The organism is Sphingomonas sp., assembly GCF_965200135.1.
Lineage (GTDB): Bacteria > Pseudomonadota > Alphaproteobacteria > Sphingomonadales > Sphingomonadaceae > Sphingomonas.
The window spans coordinates 81,050-94,940 of record NZ_CBDATK010000009.1; the positions used below are offsets into that span (position 1 = coordinate 81,050).

Genomic DNA, 13,891 nt, shown 5'->3' on the forward strand with positions numbered 1-13,891 from the left:
GTGCAGGTCAAGGTTCAGTCCCTTGCCGGTGACGCCGGCGCGGCGGACATCGAGCTCAACGACGAGGTCTTCGGCCTCGAGCCGCGTGCCGACATCCTTCACCGTGTCATCACCTGGCAGCTGGAGAAGCGCCGGGCGACCGCGCGCGGCACCCGCGAGCGTGCCGACGTGGCGCGTACCGGCAAGAAGTTCGGTCGTCAGAAGGGCGGCGGCACGGCGCGTCACGGCGATCGTCGCGCACCGGTGTTCATCGGTGGCGGTAAGGCGCACGGCGCCCGCGTCCGCGATTTCGACCCGTCGCTGAACAAGAAGGTTCGTGCGCTGGGCCTGAAGATGGCGCTGTCGAGCCATGTCAAGGCAGGCTCGCTGATCGTGCTCGACGGCTTCTCGGTCGCCAAGACCAAGGAGCTCAAGGGGCACTTCGCGACGCTGAACGCCGGCAAGCGGACGTTGGTCATCGACGGGACGACGAACGACGGGTTCCTCGCCGGTCGCAACCTGGTCGGTGTCGATCTGCTTCCGGCGGTCGGTGCCAACGTCTACGACATCATCAAGGCCGACACGCTGGTGCTGACCCGCGCCGCCGTCGAGCAGCTGGAGGCCCGCTTCCATGGCTAAGGACAAGACGGCGGTCGAGAATCGCCACTACGACGTGATCGTCGCGCCGCACATCACCGAGAAGGCGACCATGCTCTCCGAGCATAACGCGGTCGTGTTCAAGGTATCGAAGGATGCGTCGAAGCCCGAGATCAAGGCGGCGGTCGAAGCCATCTTCAGTGTCTCCGTGACCGGCGTGAACACGCTGGTTCAGAAGGGCAAGACGAAGCGCTGGAAGGGCAAGCCCTACATTCGCTCCGACATCAAGAAGGCGATCGTCACGCTGGCCGAGGGTCAGTCGATCGACGTCACCGAAGGGGCGAAGTCGTAATGGCGCTCAAGCAATATAATCCGACCAGCCCCGGTGTCCGCGGGCTGATCCTGGTCGACAAGTCGCAGCTCTGGAAGGGCCGGCCCGTCAAGGCGCTGACCGAGGGCAAGAACAAGTCGGGTGGCCGCAACAACAAGGGTCATGTGACGTCGCGCGGCATCGCCGGTGGTCACAAGCAGAAGTATCGGTATGTCGACTTCAAGCGTCGCAAGTGGGACGTCGAAGGCACGGTCGAGCGGATGGAGTATGATCCCAATCGTACCGCGTTCATCGCGCTGATCCGCTACGCCGACGACGAGCTTGCGTACATCATCGCACCTCAGCGCCTCGGCGTCGGGGACAAGGTGGTCGCGGGCAAGAAGACCGACGTGAAGCCCGGCAACGCGATGGAACTGTCGCAGATGCCGGTCGGCACGATCGTTCATAACGTCGAGATGAAGCCCATGAAGGGCGGCCAGATCGCTCGGTCCGCCGGCACCTATGTCCAGGTGGTCGGTCGCGATCGCGGCATGGTGATCGTGCGGCTCGGCTCGGGCGAGCAGCGCTACATTCATGGCGAGTGCATGGCGACGGTCGGCGCGGTCTCGAACCCCGACAACCAGAACCAGAACCTCGGCAAGGCGGGGCGTTCGCGCTGGATGGGCAAGCGTCCGCTGACCCGCGGCGTCGCCAAGAACCCGGTCGACCATCCGCACGGCGGCGGCGAAGGCCGCACCTCGGGCGGCCGTCATCCGGTCACGCCTTGGGGCAAGCCGACCAAGGGTGCCCGTACCCGTCACAACAAGTCGACCGACAAGATGATTATCCGGTCGCGTCATTCGACCAAGAGGAAGGGCTAAATGGCTCGTTCAGTCTGGAAGGGCCCGTTCGTCGAACTGAGCCTGCTCAAGAAGGCCGAGACGGCGCAGGACACCAATGCGCGCGGGGCGATCAAGACTTGGTCGCGCCGTTCGACGATCCTGCCGCAGTTCGTCGGTCTGACCTTCAACGTCTATAACGGCCGCAAGTTCGTGCCCGTGTCCGTCAACGAGGACATGGTCGGCATGAAGCTGGGCGAGTTCGCGCCGACCCGGTACTTTCCGGGCCACGCCGCCGACAAGAAGGGCAAGCGCTGATGAGCAAGCAGGCGAACCCCCGTCGCGTTGGCGACAAGGAGGCGTTGTCGGTCGGCACGCAGATCCGTGGCTCCGCGCAGAAGCTGGGCCTGGTCGCGGCGCTGATCCGCGGCAAGAAGGTCGGCGATGCGATGAACATCCTCGCTTTCTCCACCAAGGGCATGGCGGTAGACGCCCGCAAGGTGCTGGCGTCGGCCATCGCCAATGCGGAGAACAATCATAATCTCGACGTCGATGCGCTGGTCGTGTCGGAAGCGAGTGTAGGCAAGTCGATCGTGATGAAGCGCTTCGCGACGCGCGGTCGCGGCAAGTCGACCCGCATCCTCAAGCCGTTCAGCCGTCTGCGTATTGTCGTGCGCGAGCAGGAAGAAGCCTAATGGGTCAGAAATCCAATCCCATCGGTCTGCGCCTGCAGATCAACCGTACCTGGGACAGCCGCTGGTTTGCGGAGGGCGCCGATTACGGTCGCCTGCTGCTCGAAGACCTGCGGATGCGTCAGTACATTATGAAGACGCATCCTCAGGCGGCGATCTCCAAGGTGGTGATCGAGCGCCCGGCGAAGCTGTGCCGCATCTCGATCTATGCCGCGCGCCCGGGTGTCATCATCGGCAAGAAGGGCTCGGACATCGAGAAGCTCCGGCGGACGCTGGGCGCGATGACCAAGTCCGACGTGTCGCTCAACATCGTTGAAATCCGCAAGCCGGAAGTCGATGCCCGTCTGGTCGCGCAGTCGATCGCCGATCAGCTGGAGCGCCGCATCGCGTTCCGTCGCGCGATGAAGCGTGCGGTTCAGTCGGCGCTGCGGCTTGGTGCCGAGGGCATTCGTGTCCAGTGCGGTGGTCGTCTGGGCGGCGCGGAGATCGCGCGCACCGAAAGCTATCGTGAGGGTCGCGTGCCGCTCCACACGCTGCGGGCGAACATCGATTATGCCGAGGCCGAGGCGCACACCAGCTATGGCGTGTGCGGCGTCAAGGTCTGGGTCTTCAAGGGCGAGATCCTGGGTCACGATCCGATGTCGACCGACCGGCTCATGATGGAGGCACAGACCTCCGGCGTGCGTCCGGCGCGCGACGACGATCGTCGGCGCTGAGGAATAAATCATGCTGCAACCGAAAAAGACCAAGTTCCGCAAGGCCTTCAAGGGCCGCATCCATGGCGACGCCAAGGGCGGCGCGACGCTCAACTTCGGGTCCTATGGCCTGAAGGCGATGGAGCCGGACCGGATCACGGCGCGCCAGATCGAAGCGGCTCGCCGCGCGATCACTCGCCACATGAAGCGCCAGGGTCGTTTGTGGATTCGCATCTTCCCGGACGTGCCGGTGTCGTCGAAGCCCGCCGAAGTCCGCATGGGCAAGGGCAAGGGATCGCCGGAGTTCTGGGCGGCGCGGGTCAAGCCGGGCCGCATCCTGTTCGAGCTGGACGGTGTCGACGGCAAGGTCGCCGCAGAGGCGTTCGAGCGGGCGGCGATGAAGCTGCCGATCAAGACGAAGGTCGTGGCGCGCCTCGGCGATACCTCGCACCTTGGAGGCGAGTGAGATGGCCAAGACCGAGATCGACTTTCAGGGTTCCAGCGACGACCAGCTGTCGGAGAAGCTCGGCAATCTGAAGCGCGAGCAGTTCAATCTGCGCTTTCAGGCCGCGACCAACCAGCTGGAAAAGCCGAGCCGCGTGCGCGAGGTCCGCAAGGATATCGCCCGGATCAAGACCGCCCAGGCGCAGCGTACCGCTGCGGCCTCGGCCAAGTAAGGACAAGGGCACATGCCAAAGCGCGTGCTGACCGGGCTGATCGTCTCCGACAAGGGCGACAAGACGGTGGTGGTGAACGTCGAGCGCAAGGTGAAGCACCCGCTCTACGGCAAGATCATCCGTCGTTCGAAGAAGTATCACGCCCATGACGAGGCGAACGAGTTCAAGGCGGGCGAGACGGTGCGGATCGAAGAGACCGCGCCGATCAGCAAGCTGAAGACCTGGAAGGTGGTCGATCGGGTGAACACCCACGCGACGCCGGAGCGGGTCGAACTGTCGGGCGAAGAGGCCGCGGCTGCGTAATCTCCGCTCTCGTTTCGGCGGGAGCAATGTTGAGGCGGGGCTGGGTCGGTATCCACCCCAATTAGAAGGACTGGTTCGATATGATCCAGATGCAGTCCAATCTCGACGTCGCTGACAACAGCGGTGCCAAGCGGGTGCAATGCATCAAGGTGCTGGGCGGCTCGAAGCGTCGCGTGGCCGGTGTCGGCGACATCATCGTCGTTTCGATCAAGGAAGCGCAGCCGCGCGGCCGGGTCAAGAAGGGCGACGTCCATCGCGCCGTGATCGTGCGTACCGCCAAGGACATCCATCGCGCGGACGGCTCGACCATCCGTTTCGACAGCAACGCCGCCGTCCTGGTCAACAAGAACGAGGAGCCGATCGGCACCCGTATCTTCGGCCCGGTGGTGCGCGAACTGCGTGGCAAGAAGCACATGAAGATCATCAGCCTTGCGCCGGAGGTGCTGTAATGGCGACCGCTCGCATCAAGAAAGGTGACCAGGTCATCATCCTGTCCGGCAAGGACAAGGGCAAGACCGGCACCGTTACGGTCGCCATGCCCAAGGCGGACAAGGTCATTGTCGGCGGCGTCAACGTCGCCACGCGGCATCGCAAGCCGTCGCAGGCCGACCCGCAGGGTGGTCTCGAAAAGATCGAGGCACCGTTGCATGTCAGCAAAGTCGCGCATGTGACCGCCGACGGCAAGGCGACGCGCGTTCGCTTCGAAACCAGGGACGGCAAGAAAGTCCGCGTTGCCGTGAAGACCGGGGAGACGATCAGTGGCTGATTACAAGCCCCGCATGAAGGCGATGTACGACGACAGCATCGCCGCGGCGATGACGGAGAAGTTCGGCTATGCCAACAAGATGGAAGTGCCCCGGCTCGACAAGATCGTGCTCAATATGGGCGTGGGCGAAGCGACGCAGGACAAGAAGCGCGTCGATCAGGCCGCGTCCGAGATGGAGCTGATCGCGGGTCAGAAGCCGGTCGTGACCAAGGCGAAGAAGTCGATCGCGCAGTTCAAGCTGCGCGAGGGCATGCCGATCGGTGTCAAGGTGACGCTGCGTCGCGAGCGCATGTACGAGTTCCTCGACCGCTTCATCACCATCGCGCTGCCGCGCGTGCGCGACTTTCGCGGGCTGAACCCGAAGAGCTTCGACGGCCGTGGCAATTACGCCTGCGGGATCAAGGAGCAGATCATCTTCCCCGAGATCAACTATGACCGCATCGACAAGGTGCGCGGCATGGACGTGATCGTGACCACCACGGCGAAGACGGACGACGAGGCGCGAGAGCTGCTGCGTCTGTTCGGCTTCCCCTTCCCGCAGGTCGAGGACGCCGCCGAGCCGCAGCGTCGGGCCGCGTAAGCGACTAGTAGAGAGAGCTTAAGTCCATGGCGAAACTGAGTTCCATCAACAAGAACAACAAGCGGCGTGCGCTGGTGAAGCAGTACGCCGGCAAATATGCGAAGCTGAAGGCGACGGCAAACGACAAGTCGCTGGACGAGGGTGAGCGGTTGATCGCGCGCCTGAAGATGGCCGAGCTGCCGCGTAATGCCAACCCGACCCGCATCCGCAATCGTTGCGAGCTGACCGGGCGCCCGCGCGCTTACTACCGCAAGTTCCGTCTCGCTCGCGTCATGCTGCGCGATCTGGCCAACAAGGGCCTGATCCCCGGCGTCGTGAAGTCGAGCTGGTAAGGACCGCATCATGCCAGTGACCGATCCCCTGGGTGACCTGCTCACCCGTATCCGCAACGGCCAGCGCGCGAAGAAGGACTCCGTCCTGTCGCCCGCATCGAAGCTTCGTGTCCATGTCCTCGACGTGCTCCAGCGCGAGGGTTATATCCGTGGTTACTCGGAAGAGCAGATGGGCCCGGCCGCCGGCGTCCGCATCGAGCTCAAATATTTCGAGGGCCAGCCCGCAATTAAGCATGTCGCGCGCGTCTCCAAGCCGGGTCGCCGCGTCTATAGCGGCTCGCAGGAGTTGCCGCGCGTGATGAACGGCTTGGGCATCACGATCGTCTCGACGCCACGCGGCGTCCTCTCGGATGCCGAGGCGCGCGAGCAGAACGTCGGTGGCGAAGTGCTGGCGGAGGTATTCTGATGAGCCGCATCGGCAAGAAGGCGGTCACGGTTCCGGCCGGCGTCACCGCGACGATCGACGGCGGCATGCTGAACGTGAAGGGGCCGAAGGGCACCCAATCGTTGCAGCTGCGCGACGAGATCAGCTACACGGTCGAGAGCGACGGCATCTCGGTGCAGCCCGCCAACGACACCAAGCAGGCGCGGGCGTTCTGGGGAATGCAGCGAACGCTGGTCCAGAACCTGGTGACCGGCGTGACGGACGGCTTCACCAAGAAGCTGCTCATCACCGGTGTCGGCTATCGCGCCGCCGCGCAGGGCCGTAACCTGCGGCTGCAGCTCGGCTACAGTCACGATGTCGACGTCGCGGTGCCCGAGGGCATCGAGGTGAAGACGCCCGACCCGACTACGGTCGAGATTTCGGGTTCCGACAAGCAGAAGGTCGGCCAGCTGGCCGCCGAGATCCGTCGTTGGCGCAAGCCCGAGCCGTACAAGGGCAAGGGCATCAAGTACGACGGTGAGTTCATCTTCCGTAAGGAAGGAAAGAAGAAGTGAGCAAGGGTCTTTCGCTGTTCGAGAAGCGGCGTCGCCGCAACCGCACGACGCTGCGGTCGCGGGCCGGTACGCGGCCGCGCCTGCACGTCCATCGTTCGGGCAAGCACATCTATGCACAGGTGATCGACGACGAGGCGGGACGTACCGTCGCCGCCGCTTCGACGCTGTCCGCGCATGACGGCGCGACGGCCAACGTCGCGGCCGCGACGGCGGTGGGCAAGCGCGTCGCCGAGGCCGCCAAGGCGGCGGGCGTGACGCAGGTCGTGTTCGATCGCGGCGGCTTCCTGTTCCACGGTCGCGTCAAGGCGCTGGCCGAAGCCGCGCGCGAAGCCGGATTGGAGTTCTAAGACAATGGCCGACAACGATATCCAGCAGCAGCCCGTTTCGGCTGATGCTCCCGCCGGTGACGCCGGCGCTAACACCGGCCCGAGTGCCGGTGGCGGTTATCAGGGCCAGGGATCGGGTGGTCCCGGCGGCGGTTATGGCGGTGGCGGTGGTCGCGGCCGTGGCGGGCCCGGCGGCGGCGGCGGCGGTGCCGGCCGTGGTCGCGGCGGCCCCGGCGGCAACCGTGGCGGCCGCAACGACAACCGCGCGCGTCGCGATGGCGGGGGACCCCGCGACGACGGCGGCGAGGAGCTGATCGAGAAGCTCGTCCACATCAATCGCGTATCCAAGACGGTGAAGGGCGGCAAGCGCTTCGGTTTTGCGGCGCTGGTCATCGTCGGCGACGGCAAGGGTCGCGTCGGCTTCGGTCACGGCAAGGCGCGCGAGGTGCCCGAGGCGATCTCCAAGGGCACCGCCGCCGCCAAGCGCGCGATGATCCGTGTGCCGTTGAAGGAAGGACGCACGCTGCATCATGACGCCAACGGGCATTTCGGGGCCGGTCGCGTGACGTTGCGTGCGGCACCGCCGGGCACCGGCATCATCGCCGGCGGTCCGATGCGTGCGATCTTCGAGTCGCTGGGCGTCGCCGATGTGGTGACCAAGTCGGTCGGCACGTCGAACCCGTACAACATGATCCGCGCGACGTTCCAGGCGCTGGGCGATCAGACCAGCCCCAAGGCGGTGGCGCAGCGGCGTGGCAAGAAGATCGCCGACCTGCTCGGCCGAGGCCACGGCGCCGACGCGCAGACGGCCGAGGCGGAAGCCCTGGCGGTCGTGGAGTAAGCGAAATGGCGACGATCAAGATCAAACAGACGGGTTCGCCCATCCGCCGCACCGGCGATCAGCGCGCGACGCTGATCGGCCTGGGGCTCAACAAGATGCACCGCGTGTCGGAGCTGACGGACACCCCCGAGGTCCGCGGCATGATCCGCAAGGTGCAGCACATGGTCGAGGTTCAGGAGGGCTGAGCCCTCCACCTGACCGGTGACAAACACGGGGGAGGGGGCTATCGGCCCCCTTCTTCATTCAGCGCGACAAAAGCGAAAGCGAGTGCATATCATGAAACTGAACGAACTCCGCGACAACGACGGTGCCCGCAAGTCCAAGATCCGCGTTGGACGCGGCATCGGTTCGGGCAAGGGCAAGACCGGCGGTCGTGGCCAGAAGGGTCAGAAGAGCCGCGAAGGCGTCTCGATCGCCGGCTTCGAGGGCGGGCAGATGCCGCTCCACATGCGGCTGCCGAAGCGTGGCTTCAACAATATCTTCGCCAAGGACTATGCCGAGGTGAACCTGGGCGCGATCCAGAAGGCGATCGACGCGGGCAAGTTGACGGGTGCCGATCTGGACCATGCCGCGCTGAAGGCGGCGGGTCTCGCGCGCGGCGGCAAGGACGGCGTCCGGCTGCTGGCGAAGGGCGAGCTGACGACTGCGCTGACCATCACCGTCGCTGGCGCCAGCGCCGCAGCGCGTGAAGCGGTCGAAAAGGCGGGTGGCACGTTGACCATTCCGGTCGTCGTCCCGGCGGCCGAAAAGGCCGCGGCGAAGAAGGGCAAGGTTCGCGCCGAGCGCCTGGCCGCTCGCAAGGCCTGACACCCACCCATTAGACAAGGCGCCTCGCGCGCCTATATGAGCGGCGGGGCGGGGTAAGACACGCCCCGCCGTTCATGTTTCCGGGACTATTTCATGGCATCCGCAGCCGATCGACTTTCCCTTGGTCTCAGCCCAGGCAAGCTGGCGCAGGCGACCGACCTCAAGAAGCGGCTGTGGTTCACCATCGGCGCGCTGATCGTGTTCCGCGCGCTCAGCTATGTCCCGCTGCCCGGCATCGACCCGACCGCGCTCGGCCTGCTGTCCGACAAGACGGCGGGCGGTGTGCTCGATTTCTTCAACACCTTCTCGGGCGGTTCGCTGAAGCGGATGAGCCTGATCGCGCTTGGCGTGATGCCGTACATCACCGCCTCGATCGTGGTGCAGCTCGCGACGTCGCTTTCCCCGCAGCTCGCGGCCATCAAGAAAGAGGGCGAGAGCGGACGCAAGAAGCTCAACCAGTACACCCGCTATGGCACCGTGCTGCTGACCGCGATCCAGGGGTATTTCATCGCTCGCGGGCTCGAGACGATCGGTGCGAACAACGGCATCCAGGCCGTGGTCGAGCCCGGCATGCTGTTCCGGGTCGCAGCCGTCGTGTCGCTGGTCGGCGGCACGATGTTCCTGATGTGGATCGGCGAGCAGATCACCAGTCGTGGGATCGGCAACGGCGTGTCGCTCATCATCATGGCGGGCATCGTCGCCAACCTGCCGACGACGCTGGTCAACCTGCTGGAGGGCGCTCGCTCCGGGCAGGGTAACATCGGCGGCGGGCAGCTGATCGGCATCATCGCGGCGGTCGCGGCGCTGATCCTGTTCATCTGCTTCATGGAGCGCGCCCAGCGCCGCATTCTGATCCAGTATCCCAAGCGGCAGACGCAGCGCGGGATGCAGGCGGAGCGCAGCCATCTGCCGCTCAAGATCAACACCGCCGGTGTCATTCCACCGATCTTCGCGTCGTCGCTGCTGCTGATGCCGCTGACCATTTCGCAGTTCGCCGGCAGCCATGTCGCGGGGGAGAGCCGGTGGGGTGACTTCATCCTGACGCTGAACCAGTATCTTCAGCATGGCAGCCCGGTGTACATGGGGCTGTACGCGGCTGGCATCATCTTCTTCTCGTTCTTCTACACCGCGGTTGTCTTCAACCCGGAGGAGACGGCCGACAATCTGAAGCGCTATGGCGGCTTCATTCCGGGCATCCGGCCGGGCAAGAACACCGAGACGTATTTCGACTACGTGCTCACCCGTATCACCGTGATCGGTGCGGCGTACCTGACGGTGATCTGCCTGTTGCCGGAGTATCTGGTGACGGCGCTGAGCATCCCTTTCTATCTGGGGGGCACGTCGCTGTTGATCGTGGTCAACGTCACGATGGATACGGTGACGCAGATCCAGAGCCATCTGCTCGCGCATCAATATGGCGACCTCATCAAGAAGTCGAAGCTCAAGGGCGGGCGCCTGCGCTAAGTTGGCATACGAACGAACAGGGAGCGTTCGCGTGAATATCATACTTCTCGGCCCGCCGGGCGCCGGCAAGGGCACGCAGGCGAGCCGTCTCGTCGCGGAGCGCGGCATGGTGCAGCTGTCAACCGGCGACATGCTGCGCGCCGCCAAGGACGCGGGCACGCCCGTGGGCCTGCAGGTGCGCGACATCATGGCGCGCGGTGAACTCGTCTCCGACGCGATCGTCTCGGCGCTGATCGGCGAGCGGCTGGACTCCTTGAAGGAGGAAGCGGGGGGCGATACCGGCCCCGGCGTCATCTTTGACGGCTTCCCGCGTACCGCCGCGCAGGCCGAGGCGCTCGACCTGTTGCTAGCCGAGCGCGGGCAGCAACTGGATCATGTCGTCGAGCTGACGGTCGATGAGGCGGCACTGACCGAGCGGATCGTCGGACGGTATACCTGCGCCAAGTGCGGCGAGGGCTATCACGATCGCTTCAAGCAGCCGGCCGAGGCCGGCGTCTGCGACGTCTGTGGCTCGACCGAGTTCAAGCGTCGTCCGGACGATACCGCCGAGACGATCGCGACCCGGATGGCGATCTATCGCGGCGAAACCGCGCCGATCCTGCCGTTCTACGACGCCCGTGGGCTGGTGGCGCAGGTCGATGGGATGGCCGAGATCGGTCAGGTCACACAGGCAATCGAGTCGATCCTCGACAGGTAAGGTGCGTGCCGGGCCGACTAGCACGCATATCGTCTCCGATGGTTCCGGCGTCGTGTTGACAGCCGCCACGCACGTCCCTAATTAGCCATATCCCGAACACACCGGTTCCGGCGGCGCATGTTTGCGCTCGCCGTTGTCGTGCGTTTCGGATTTGAACGCGATGAGATGGGCCTCGTGCTGCCATGCCGGGCCTGTGGAGCAGAAGGAGTATATCATGGCACGTATCGCGGGGGTTAACATCCCGACCAACAAGCGCGTGGTCATCGCGCTGACCTATATTCACGGGATCGGCCCGAGCAAGGCCAAGGCGATCACCGACAAGCTGAGCATCGCGCCCGAGCGTCGCGTTCAGGATCTGACCGATCAGGAAGTGCTGCAGATCCGCGAGACGATCGATGCCGACCATTCGGTCGAGGGCGATCTGCGTCGCGAGACCGCGATGAACATCAAGCGTCTGATGGACCTCGCCTGCTATCGCGGCCTGCGTCATCGCAAGGGGCTGCCGGTCCGCGGCCAGCGCACTCACACCAATGCCCGTACCCGCAAGGGTAAGGCGAAGCCGATCGCTGGCAAGAAGAAGTGAGCTTGAGCTGCGCGTGAGCGCAGTCCGCCCATAGCTTCTCAAGTATCAGGATAGAATAAATGGCTCAGGCACCGCAGCGTATCCGTCGCCGTGAACGGAAGAACATCACTTCCGGCGTGGCGCATGTCAACGCATCGTTCAATAACACGATGATCACCATCACCGACGCGCAGGGAAATGCGATTTCCTGGTCGAGCGCCGGGATGATGGGGTTCAAGGGTTCGCGCAAGTCGACCCCGTACGCGGCACAGGTCGCGGCGGAGGACGCCGGCAAGAAGGCGGCCGAGCACGGCGTGCGGACGCTGGAAGTCGAAGTGAAGGGTCCGGGATCGGGGCGCGAGTCGGCGTTGCGCGCGCTGCAGGCCGTCGGTTTCCAGATCACCTCGATCCGCGACGTAACGTCCATTCCGCACAACGGCGTGCGGCCGTCCAAGCGGCGGCGGGTCTAACCTATACCGACCCCCGGCGGACGCGCCGGGGTCGTTTCTTTTCTTGGCTGGAGGCGCCCCCTCTTCCGGCCCAACACCGGGGACTAACCTTGGCCGTCAACGCAAAGAACTGGCAGGAACTCAAGAAGCCCACCGCGCTGGAGCGCAAGGCGGGCGGTGACGGCAAGCGTCGCGCGACCTTCGTCGCCGAGCCGCTGGAGCGGGGCTTCGGCCTGACGCTGGGCAACGCGCTGCGCCGCGTGCTGCTATCGAGCCTGCAGGGTGCCGCCGTCACCTCCATCAAGATCGAGAACGTGCTGCACGAGTTCTCCAGCCTGGCGGGCGTGCGCGAAGACGTGACCGACATCGTCCTCAACGTGAAGCAGATCGCATTGCGGATGCAGGGCGAAGGCCCCAAGCGGCTGCAGCTGTCCGCGACCGGCCCGGCGGACGTCAAGGCCGGCGACATCGCGGTGTCCGGCGACATCGAGGTCCTGAACAAGGACCTGCTGATCTGTCACCTGGACGAGGGTGCGACGCTGAACATGGAGCTGACCGCGGACACGGGGAAGGGCTATGTCCCCGCCACCGCGAACCGTCCGGCCGACGCGCCGATCGGGTTGATCCCGGTCGACGCGCTTTATTCGCCGGTGCGCCAGGTCAGCTACAAGGTCGATCCGACCCGCGTCGGCCAAGACCTGGATTACGACAAGCTGACGCTGACGGTCGAGACGGACGGCACGGTGACGCCGGAGGACGCGGTCGGCTATGCGGGCCGCATCCTGCAGGACCAGCTGGCGCTGTTCGTCCAGTTCGACGAGGGTGCGCTGCCCCGCGCGTCGGCGCCGATCGGCCAGGCCCAGCCGGTGCAGACCACCGAGATCACCGGGGATACGCAGCAGATCAACCGCTACCTGCTCAAGAAGGTCGACGAGCTGGAGCTGTCGGTTCGCTCGGCCAATTGCCTGAAGAACGACAACATCATCTATATCGGCGATCTGGTCGGCAAAACCGAGGCCGAGATGTTGCGGACGCCGAACTTCGGTCGCAAGTCGTTGAACGAGATCAAGGAAGTGCTGTCATCGATGGGGTTGCGGCTGGGGATGGAAATTCCGGGCTGGCCGCCGGAGAACATCGAGGAAATGGCGAAGAAGCTGGAACAGGAAATCATGGGGTGATTGCCGCTCGCGGGTAGCGCGAGCTATTCGCGAGATGGCGTAGACCGACGGGCGGGAGAGCGGCGCATGCCGTGACACCGACCCGATCGGCGTTGGAGCCCCGGCATTGCCGGGGCTTTTTTGTAGGCCGGACCGTGACGGTGCAGCATTTAGGTGCCGTCGATCCGCGGTATCCGCTTGCCGCCGGGCTAACTACCGACAGGGTTCGGCTCGCCTCCCTGTCTAGAGCGCTCAGCCTGCGATTCGGACGGTGTGCGGCATCAAGGCCGAGTTGCGACAGCTTGACTTTTCGGGGTGACTGCGGTTTGGGACGCGCTCTGCCGGGCGGGTTCCTTCCGCCTGGGGTCGCGTACCTGACACGGCGCGGCCACGAACCTGAAAGGACCTACCCATGCGTCATCGCGTCGGCGGCCGTAAGCTGCAGCGTACCTCCGCCCACCGGACGGCTCTGTTCCGCAACATGGCGGCGGCCCTCATCAAGCACGAGCAGATCACCACCACCGTCGCCAAGGCGAAGGAGCTGCGGCCCTATGTCGAGAAGCTCGTCACGCTGGCGAAGAAGGGCGGCCTATCGAACCGCCGCCTGGCGCACGCGCGGTTGCTGGACGACGTGCAGCTGGTGAAGCTGTTCGACGTGTTGGCGGGTCGCTATGTCGAGCGCAACGGCGGCTACACCCGTATCATCAAGGCCGGCATCCGGGCCTCGGACGCCTCGCCGATGGCGATCATCGAGTTCGTCGATCGCGACACGAGTGCCAAGGGCCAAGACAGCGGCCCGGTGATGAGCGACGACGAGGATTACGACCTGGCGGCGTAAGCCCGGCCGTTTCACGGTCGTTGCACAAGCGTCTCAGATTG

General features: G+C 65.0%; 25 protein-coding genes. All 25 read left to right on the forward strand.

Translation table 11 applies throughout. The features are described 5' to 3' along the window. On the forward strand, positions 1–618 hold the full coding sequence (gene rplD / locus ACOFKS_RS11845; RefSeq protein WP_419809454.1) for a 50S ribosomal protein L4: 618 nt from the start codon (positions 1–3) through the stop codon (positions 616–618). Next, positions 611–928, forward strand: coding sequence for a 50S ribosomal protein L23 (locus tag ACOFKS_RS11850; RefSeq protein WP_419809455.1), 318 nt, complete (start codon positions 611–613; stop codon positions 926–928). The genes rplD and ACOFKS_RS11850 overlap by 8 nt, the downstream gene beginning before the upstream one ends. Next, positions 928–1,767 (forward strand): 50S ribosomal protein L2, encoded by an 840-nt coding sequence (rplB, locus tag ACOFKS_RS11855; RefSeq protein WP_419809456.1) that lies wholly within the window; start codon positions 928–930, stop codon positions 1,765–1,767. Before ACOFKS_RS11850 ends, rplB begins: the two co-directional genes overlap by 1 nt. Further along, a complete protein-coding gene (gene rpsS / locus ACOFKS_RS11860) occupies positions 1,768–2,043 on the forward strand; it encodes a 30S ribosomal protein S19 (protein ID WP_419809457.1) in 276 nt (91 codons plus the stop codon). It abuts the gene before it with no gap. Continuing rightward, positions 2,043–2,420 (forward strand): 50S ribosomal protein L22, encoded by a 378-nt coding sequence (rplV, locus tag ACOFKS_RS11865; protein ID WP_419809458.1) that lies wholly within the window; start codon positions 2,043–2,045, stop codon positions 2,418–2,420. The genes rpsS and rplV overlap by 1 nt, the downstream gene beginning before the upstream one ends. Beyond that, entirely contained in the window at positions 2,420–3,133 is a 714-nt protein-coding gene (rpsC, locus tag ACOFKS_RS11870) for a 30S ribosomal protein S3 (RefSeq protein WP_419809459.1), read from the forward strand. The genes rplV and rpsC overlap by 1 nt, the downstream gene beginning before the upstream one ends. A gap of 10 nt (positions 3,134–3,143) precedes the next feature. Next, the gene (rplP, locus tag ACOFKS_RS11875) at positions 3,144–3,578 is read left to right on the forward strand and encodes a 50S ribosomal protein L16 (protein WP_419809460.1); all 435 of its coding nucleotides are present in this window, start codon (positions 3,144–3,146) and stop codon (positions 3,576–3,578) included. A gap of 1 nt (position 3,579) precedes the next feature. Next, on the forward strand, positions 3,580–3,789 hold the full coding sequence (rpmC, locus tag ACOFKS_RS11880) for a 50S ribosomal protein L29 (protein WP_419809461.1): 210 nt from the start codon (positions 3,580–3,582) through the stop codon (positions 3,787–3,789). Positions 3,790–3,801: 12 nt separating this feature from the next. Continuing rightward, positions 3,802–4,092: a 30S ribosomal protein S17 gene (gene rpsQ / locus ACOFKS_RS11885; RefSeq protein WP_419809462.1), complete on the forward strand. Its 291-nt coding sequence runs from the start codon at positions 3,802–3,804 to the stop codon at positions 4,090–4,092. Between the two features lie 80 nt (positions 4,093–4,172). Next, positions 4,173–4,541, forward strand: coding sequence for a 50S ribosomal protein L14 (gene rplN, locus ACOFKS_RS11890; RefSeq protein ID WP_174291909.1), 369 nt, complete (start codon positions 4,173–4,175; stop codon positions 4,539–4,541). Further along, on the forward strand, positions 4,541–4,858 hold the full coding sequence (gene rplX / locus ACOFKS_RS11895) for a 50S ribosomal protein L24 (RefSeq protein ID WP_419809463.1): 318 nt from the start codon (positions 4,541–4,543) through the stop codon (positions 4,856–4,858). Before rplN ends, rplX begins: the two co-directional genes overlap by 1 nt. A gap of 13 nt (positions 4,859–4,871) precedes the next feature. Continuing rightward, a complete protein-coding gene (gene rplE, locus ACOFKS_RS11900; protein WP_419809662.1) occupies positions 4,872–5,438 on the forward strand; it encodes a 50S ribosomal protein L5 in 567 nt (188 codons plus the stop codon). A 26-nt stretch (positions 5,439–5,464) separates the two neighbouring features. Beyond that, complete coding sequence (gene rpsN, locus ACOFKS_RS11905) at positions 5,465–5,770, forward strand: 30S ribosomal protein S14 (RefSeq protein WP_419809464.1); 306 nt, start codon at positions 5,465–5,467, stop codon at positions 5,768–5,770. A 10-nt stretch (positions 5,771–5,780) separates the two neighbouring features. Next, the gene (rpsH, locus tag ACOFKS_RS11910) at positions 5,781–6,176 is read left to right on the forward strand and encodes a 30S ribosomal protein S8 (protein ID WP_419809465.1); all 396 of its coding nucleotides are present in this window, start codon (positions 5,781–5,783) and stop codon (positions 6,174–6,176) included. Continuing rightward, positions 6,176–6,709, forward strand: coding sequence for a 50S ribosomal protein L6 (rplF, locus tag ACOFKS_RS11915; RefSeq protein WP_419809466.1), 534 nt, complete (start codon positions 6,176–6,178; stop codon positions 6,707–6,709). Before rpsH ends, rplF begins: the two co-directional genes overlap by 1 nt. Beyond that, positions 6,706–7,056 carry a 50S ribosomal protein L18 gene (gene rplR / locus ACOFKS_RS11920; protein ID WP_419809467.1) on the forward strand — a complete coding sequence of 117 codons (351 nt, stop codon included), beginning with the start codon at positions 6,706–6,708 and terminating at the stop codon, positions 7,054–7,056. Before rplF ends, rplR begins: the two co-directional genes overlap by 4 nt. A gap of 4 nt (positions 7,057–7,060) precedes the next feature. Continuing rightward, entirely contained in the window at positions 7,061–7,876 is an 816-nt protein-coding gene (gene rpsE, locus ACOFKS_RS11925; RefSeq protein ID WP_419809468.1) for a 30S ribosomal protein S5, read from the forward strand. Positions 7,877–7,881: 5 nt separating this feature from the next. After that, positions 7,882–8,061, forward strand: a complete 180-nt coding sequence (rpmD, locus tag ACOFKS_RS11930; RefSeq protein WP_419809469.1) for a 50S ribosomal protein L30 — start codon at positions 7,882–7,884, stop codon at positions 8,059–8,061. Positions 8,062–8,152: 91 nt separating this feature from the next. Next, positions 8,153–8,683 carry a 50S ribosomal protein L15 gene (gene rplO, locus ACOFKS_RS11935; RefSeq protein ID WP_419809470.1) on the forward strand — a complete coding sequence of 177 codons (531 nt, stop codon included), beginning with the start codon at positions 8,153–8,155 and terminating at the stop codon, positions 8,681–8,683. 93 nt (positions 8,684–8,776) lie between these two features. Continuing rightward, on the forward strand, positions 8,777–10,147 hold the full coding sequence (gene secY / locus ACOFKS_RS11940; RefSeq protein WP_419809471.1) for a preprotein translocase subunit SecY: 1,371 nt from the start codon (positions 8,777–8,779) through the stop codon (positions 10,145–10,147). Between the two features lie 31 nt (positions 10,148–10,178). After that, positions 10,179–10,844, forward strand: coding sequence for an adenylate kinase (locus ACOFKS_RS11945; protein WP_419809472.1), 666 nt, complete (start codon positions 10,179–10,181; stop codon positions 10,842–10,844). Positions 10,845–11,058: 214 nt separating this feature from the next. Continuing rightward, positions 11,059–11,427 carry a 30S ribosomal protein S13 gene (gene rpsM / locus ACOFKS_RS11950; protein WP_419809473.1) on the forward strand — a complete coding sequence of 123 codons (369 nt, stop codon included), beginning with the start codon at positions 11,059–11,061 and terminating at the stop codon, positions 11,425–11,427. Positions 11,428–11,486: 59 nt separating this feature from the next. Next, positions 11,487–11,876: a 30S ribosomal protein S11 gene (gene rpsK / locus ACOFKS_RS11955; RefSeq protein WP_419809474.1), complete on the forward strand. Its 390-nt coding sequence runs from the start codon at positions 11,487–11,489 to the stop codon at positions 11,874–11,876. An 89-nt stretch (positions 11,877–11,965) separates the two neighbouring features. After that, the gene (locus tag ACOFKS_RS11960) at positions 11,966–13,033 is read left to right on the forward strand and encodes a DNA-directed RNA polymerase subunit alpha (RefSeq protein ID WP_419809475.1); all 1,068 of its coding nucleotides are present in this window, start codon (positions 11,966–11,968) and stop codon (positions 13,031–13,033) included. A 391-nt stretch (positions 13,034–13,424) separates the two neighbouring features. Further along, positions 13,425–13,850: a 50S ribosomal protein L17 gene (rplQ, locus tag ACOFKS_RS11965; RefSeq protein WP_419809476.1), complete on the forward strand. Its 426-nt coding sequence runs from the start codon at positions 13,425–13,427 to the stop codon at positions 13,848–13,850. Positions 13,851–13,891 lie beyond the last annotated feature (41 nt).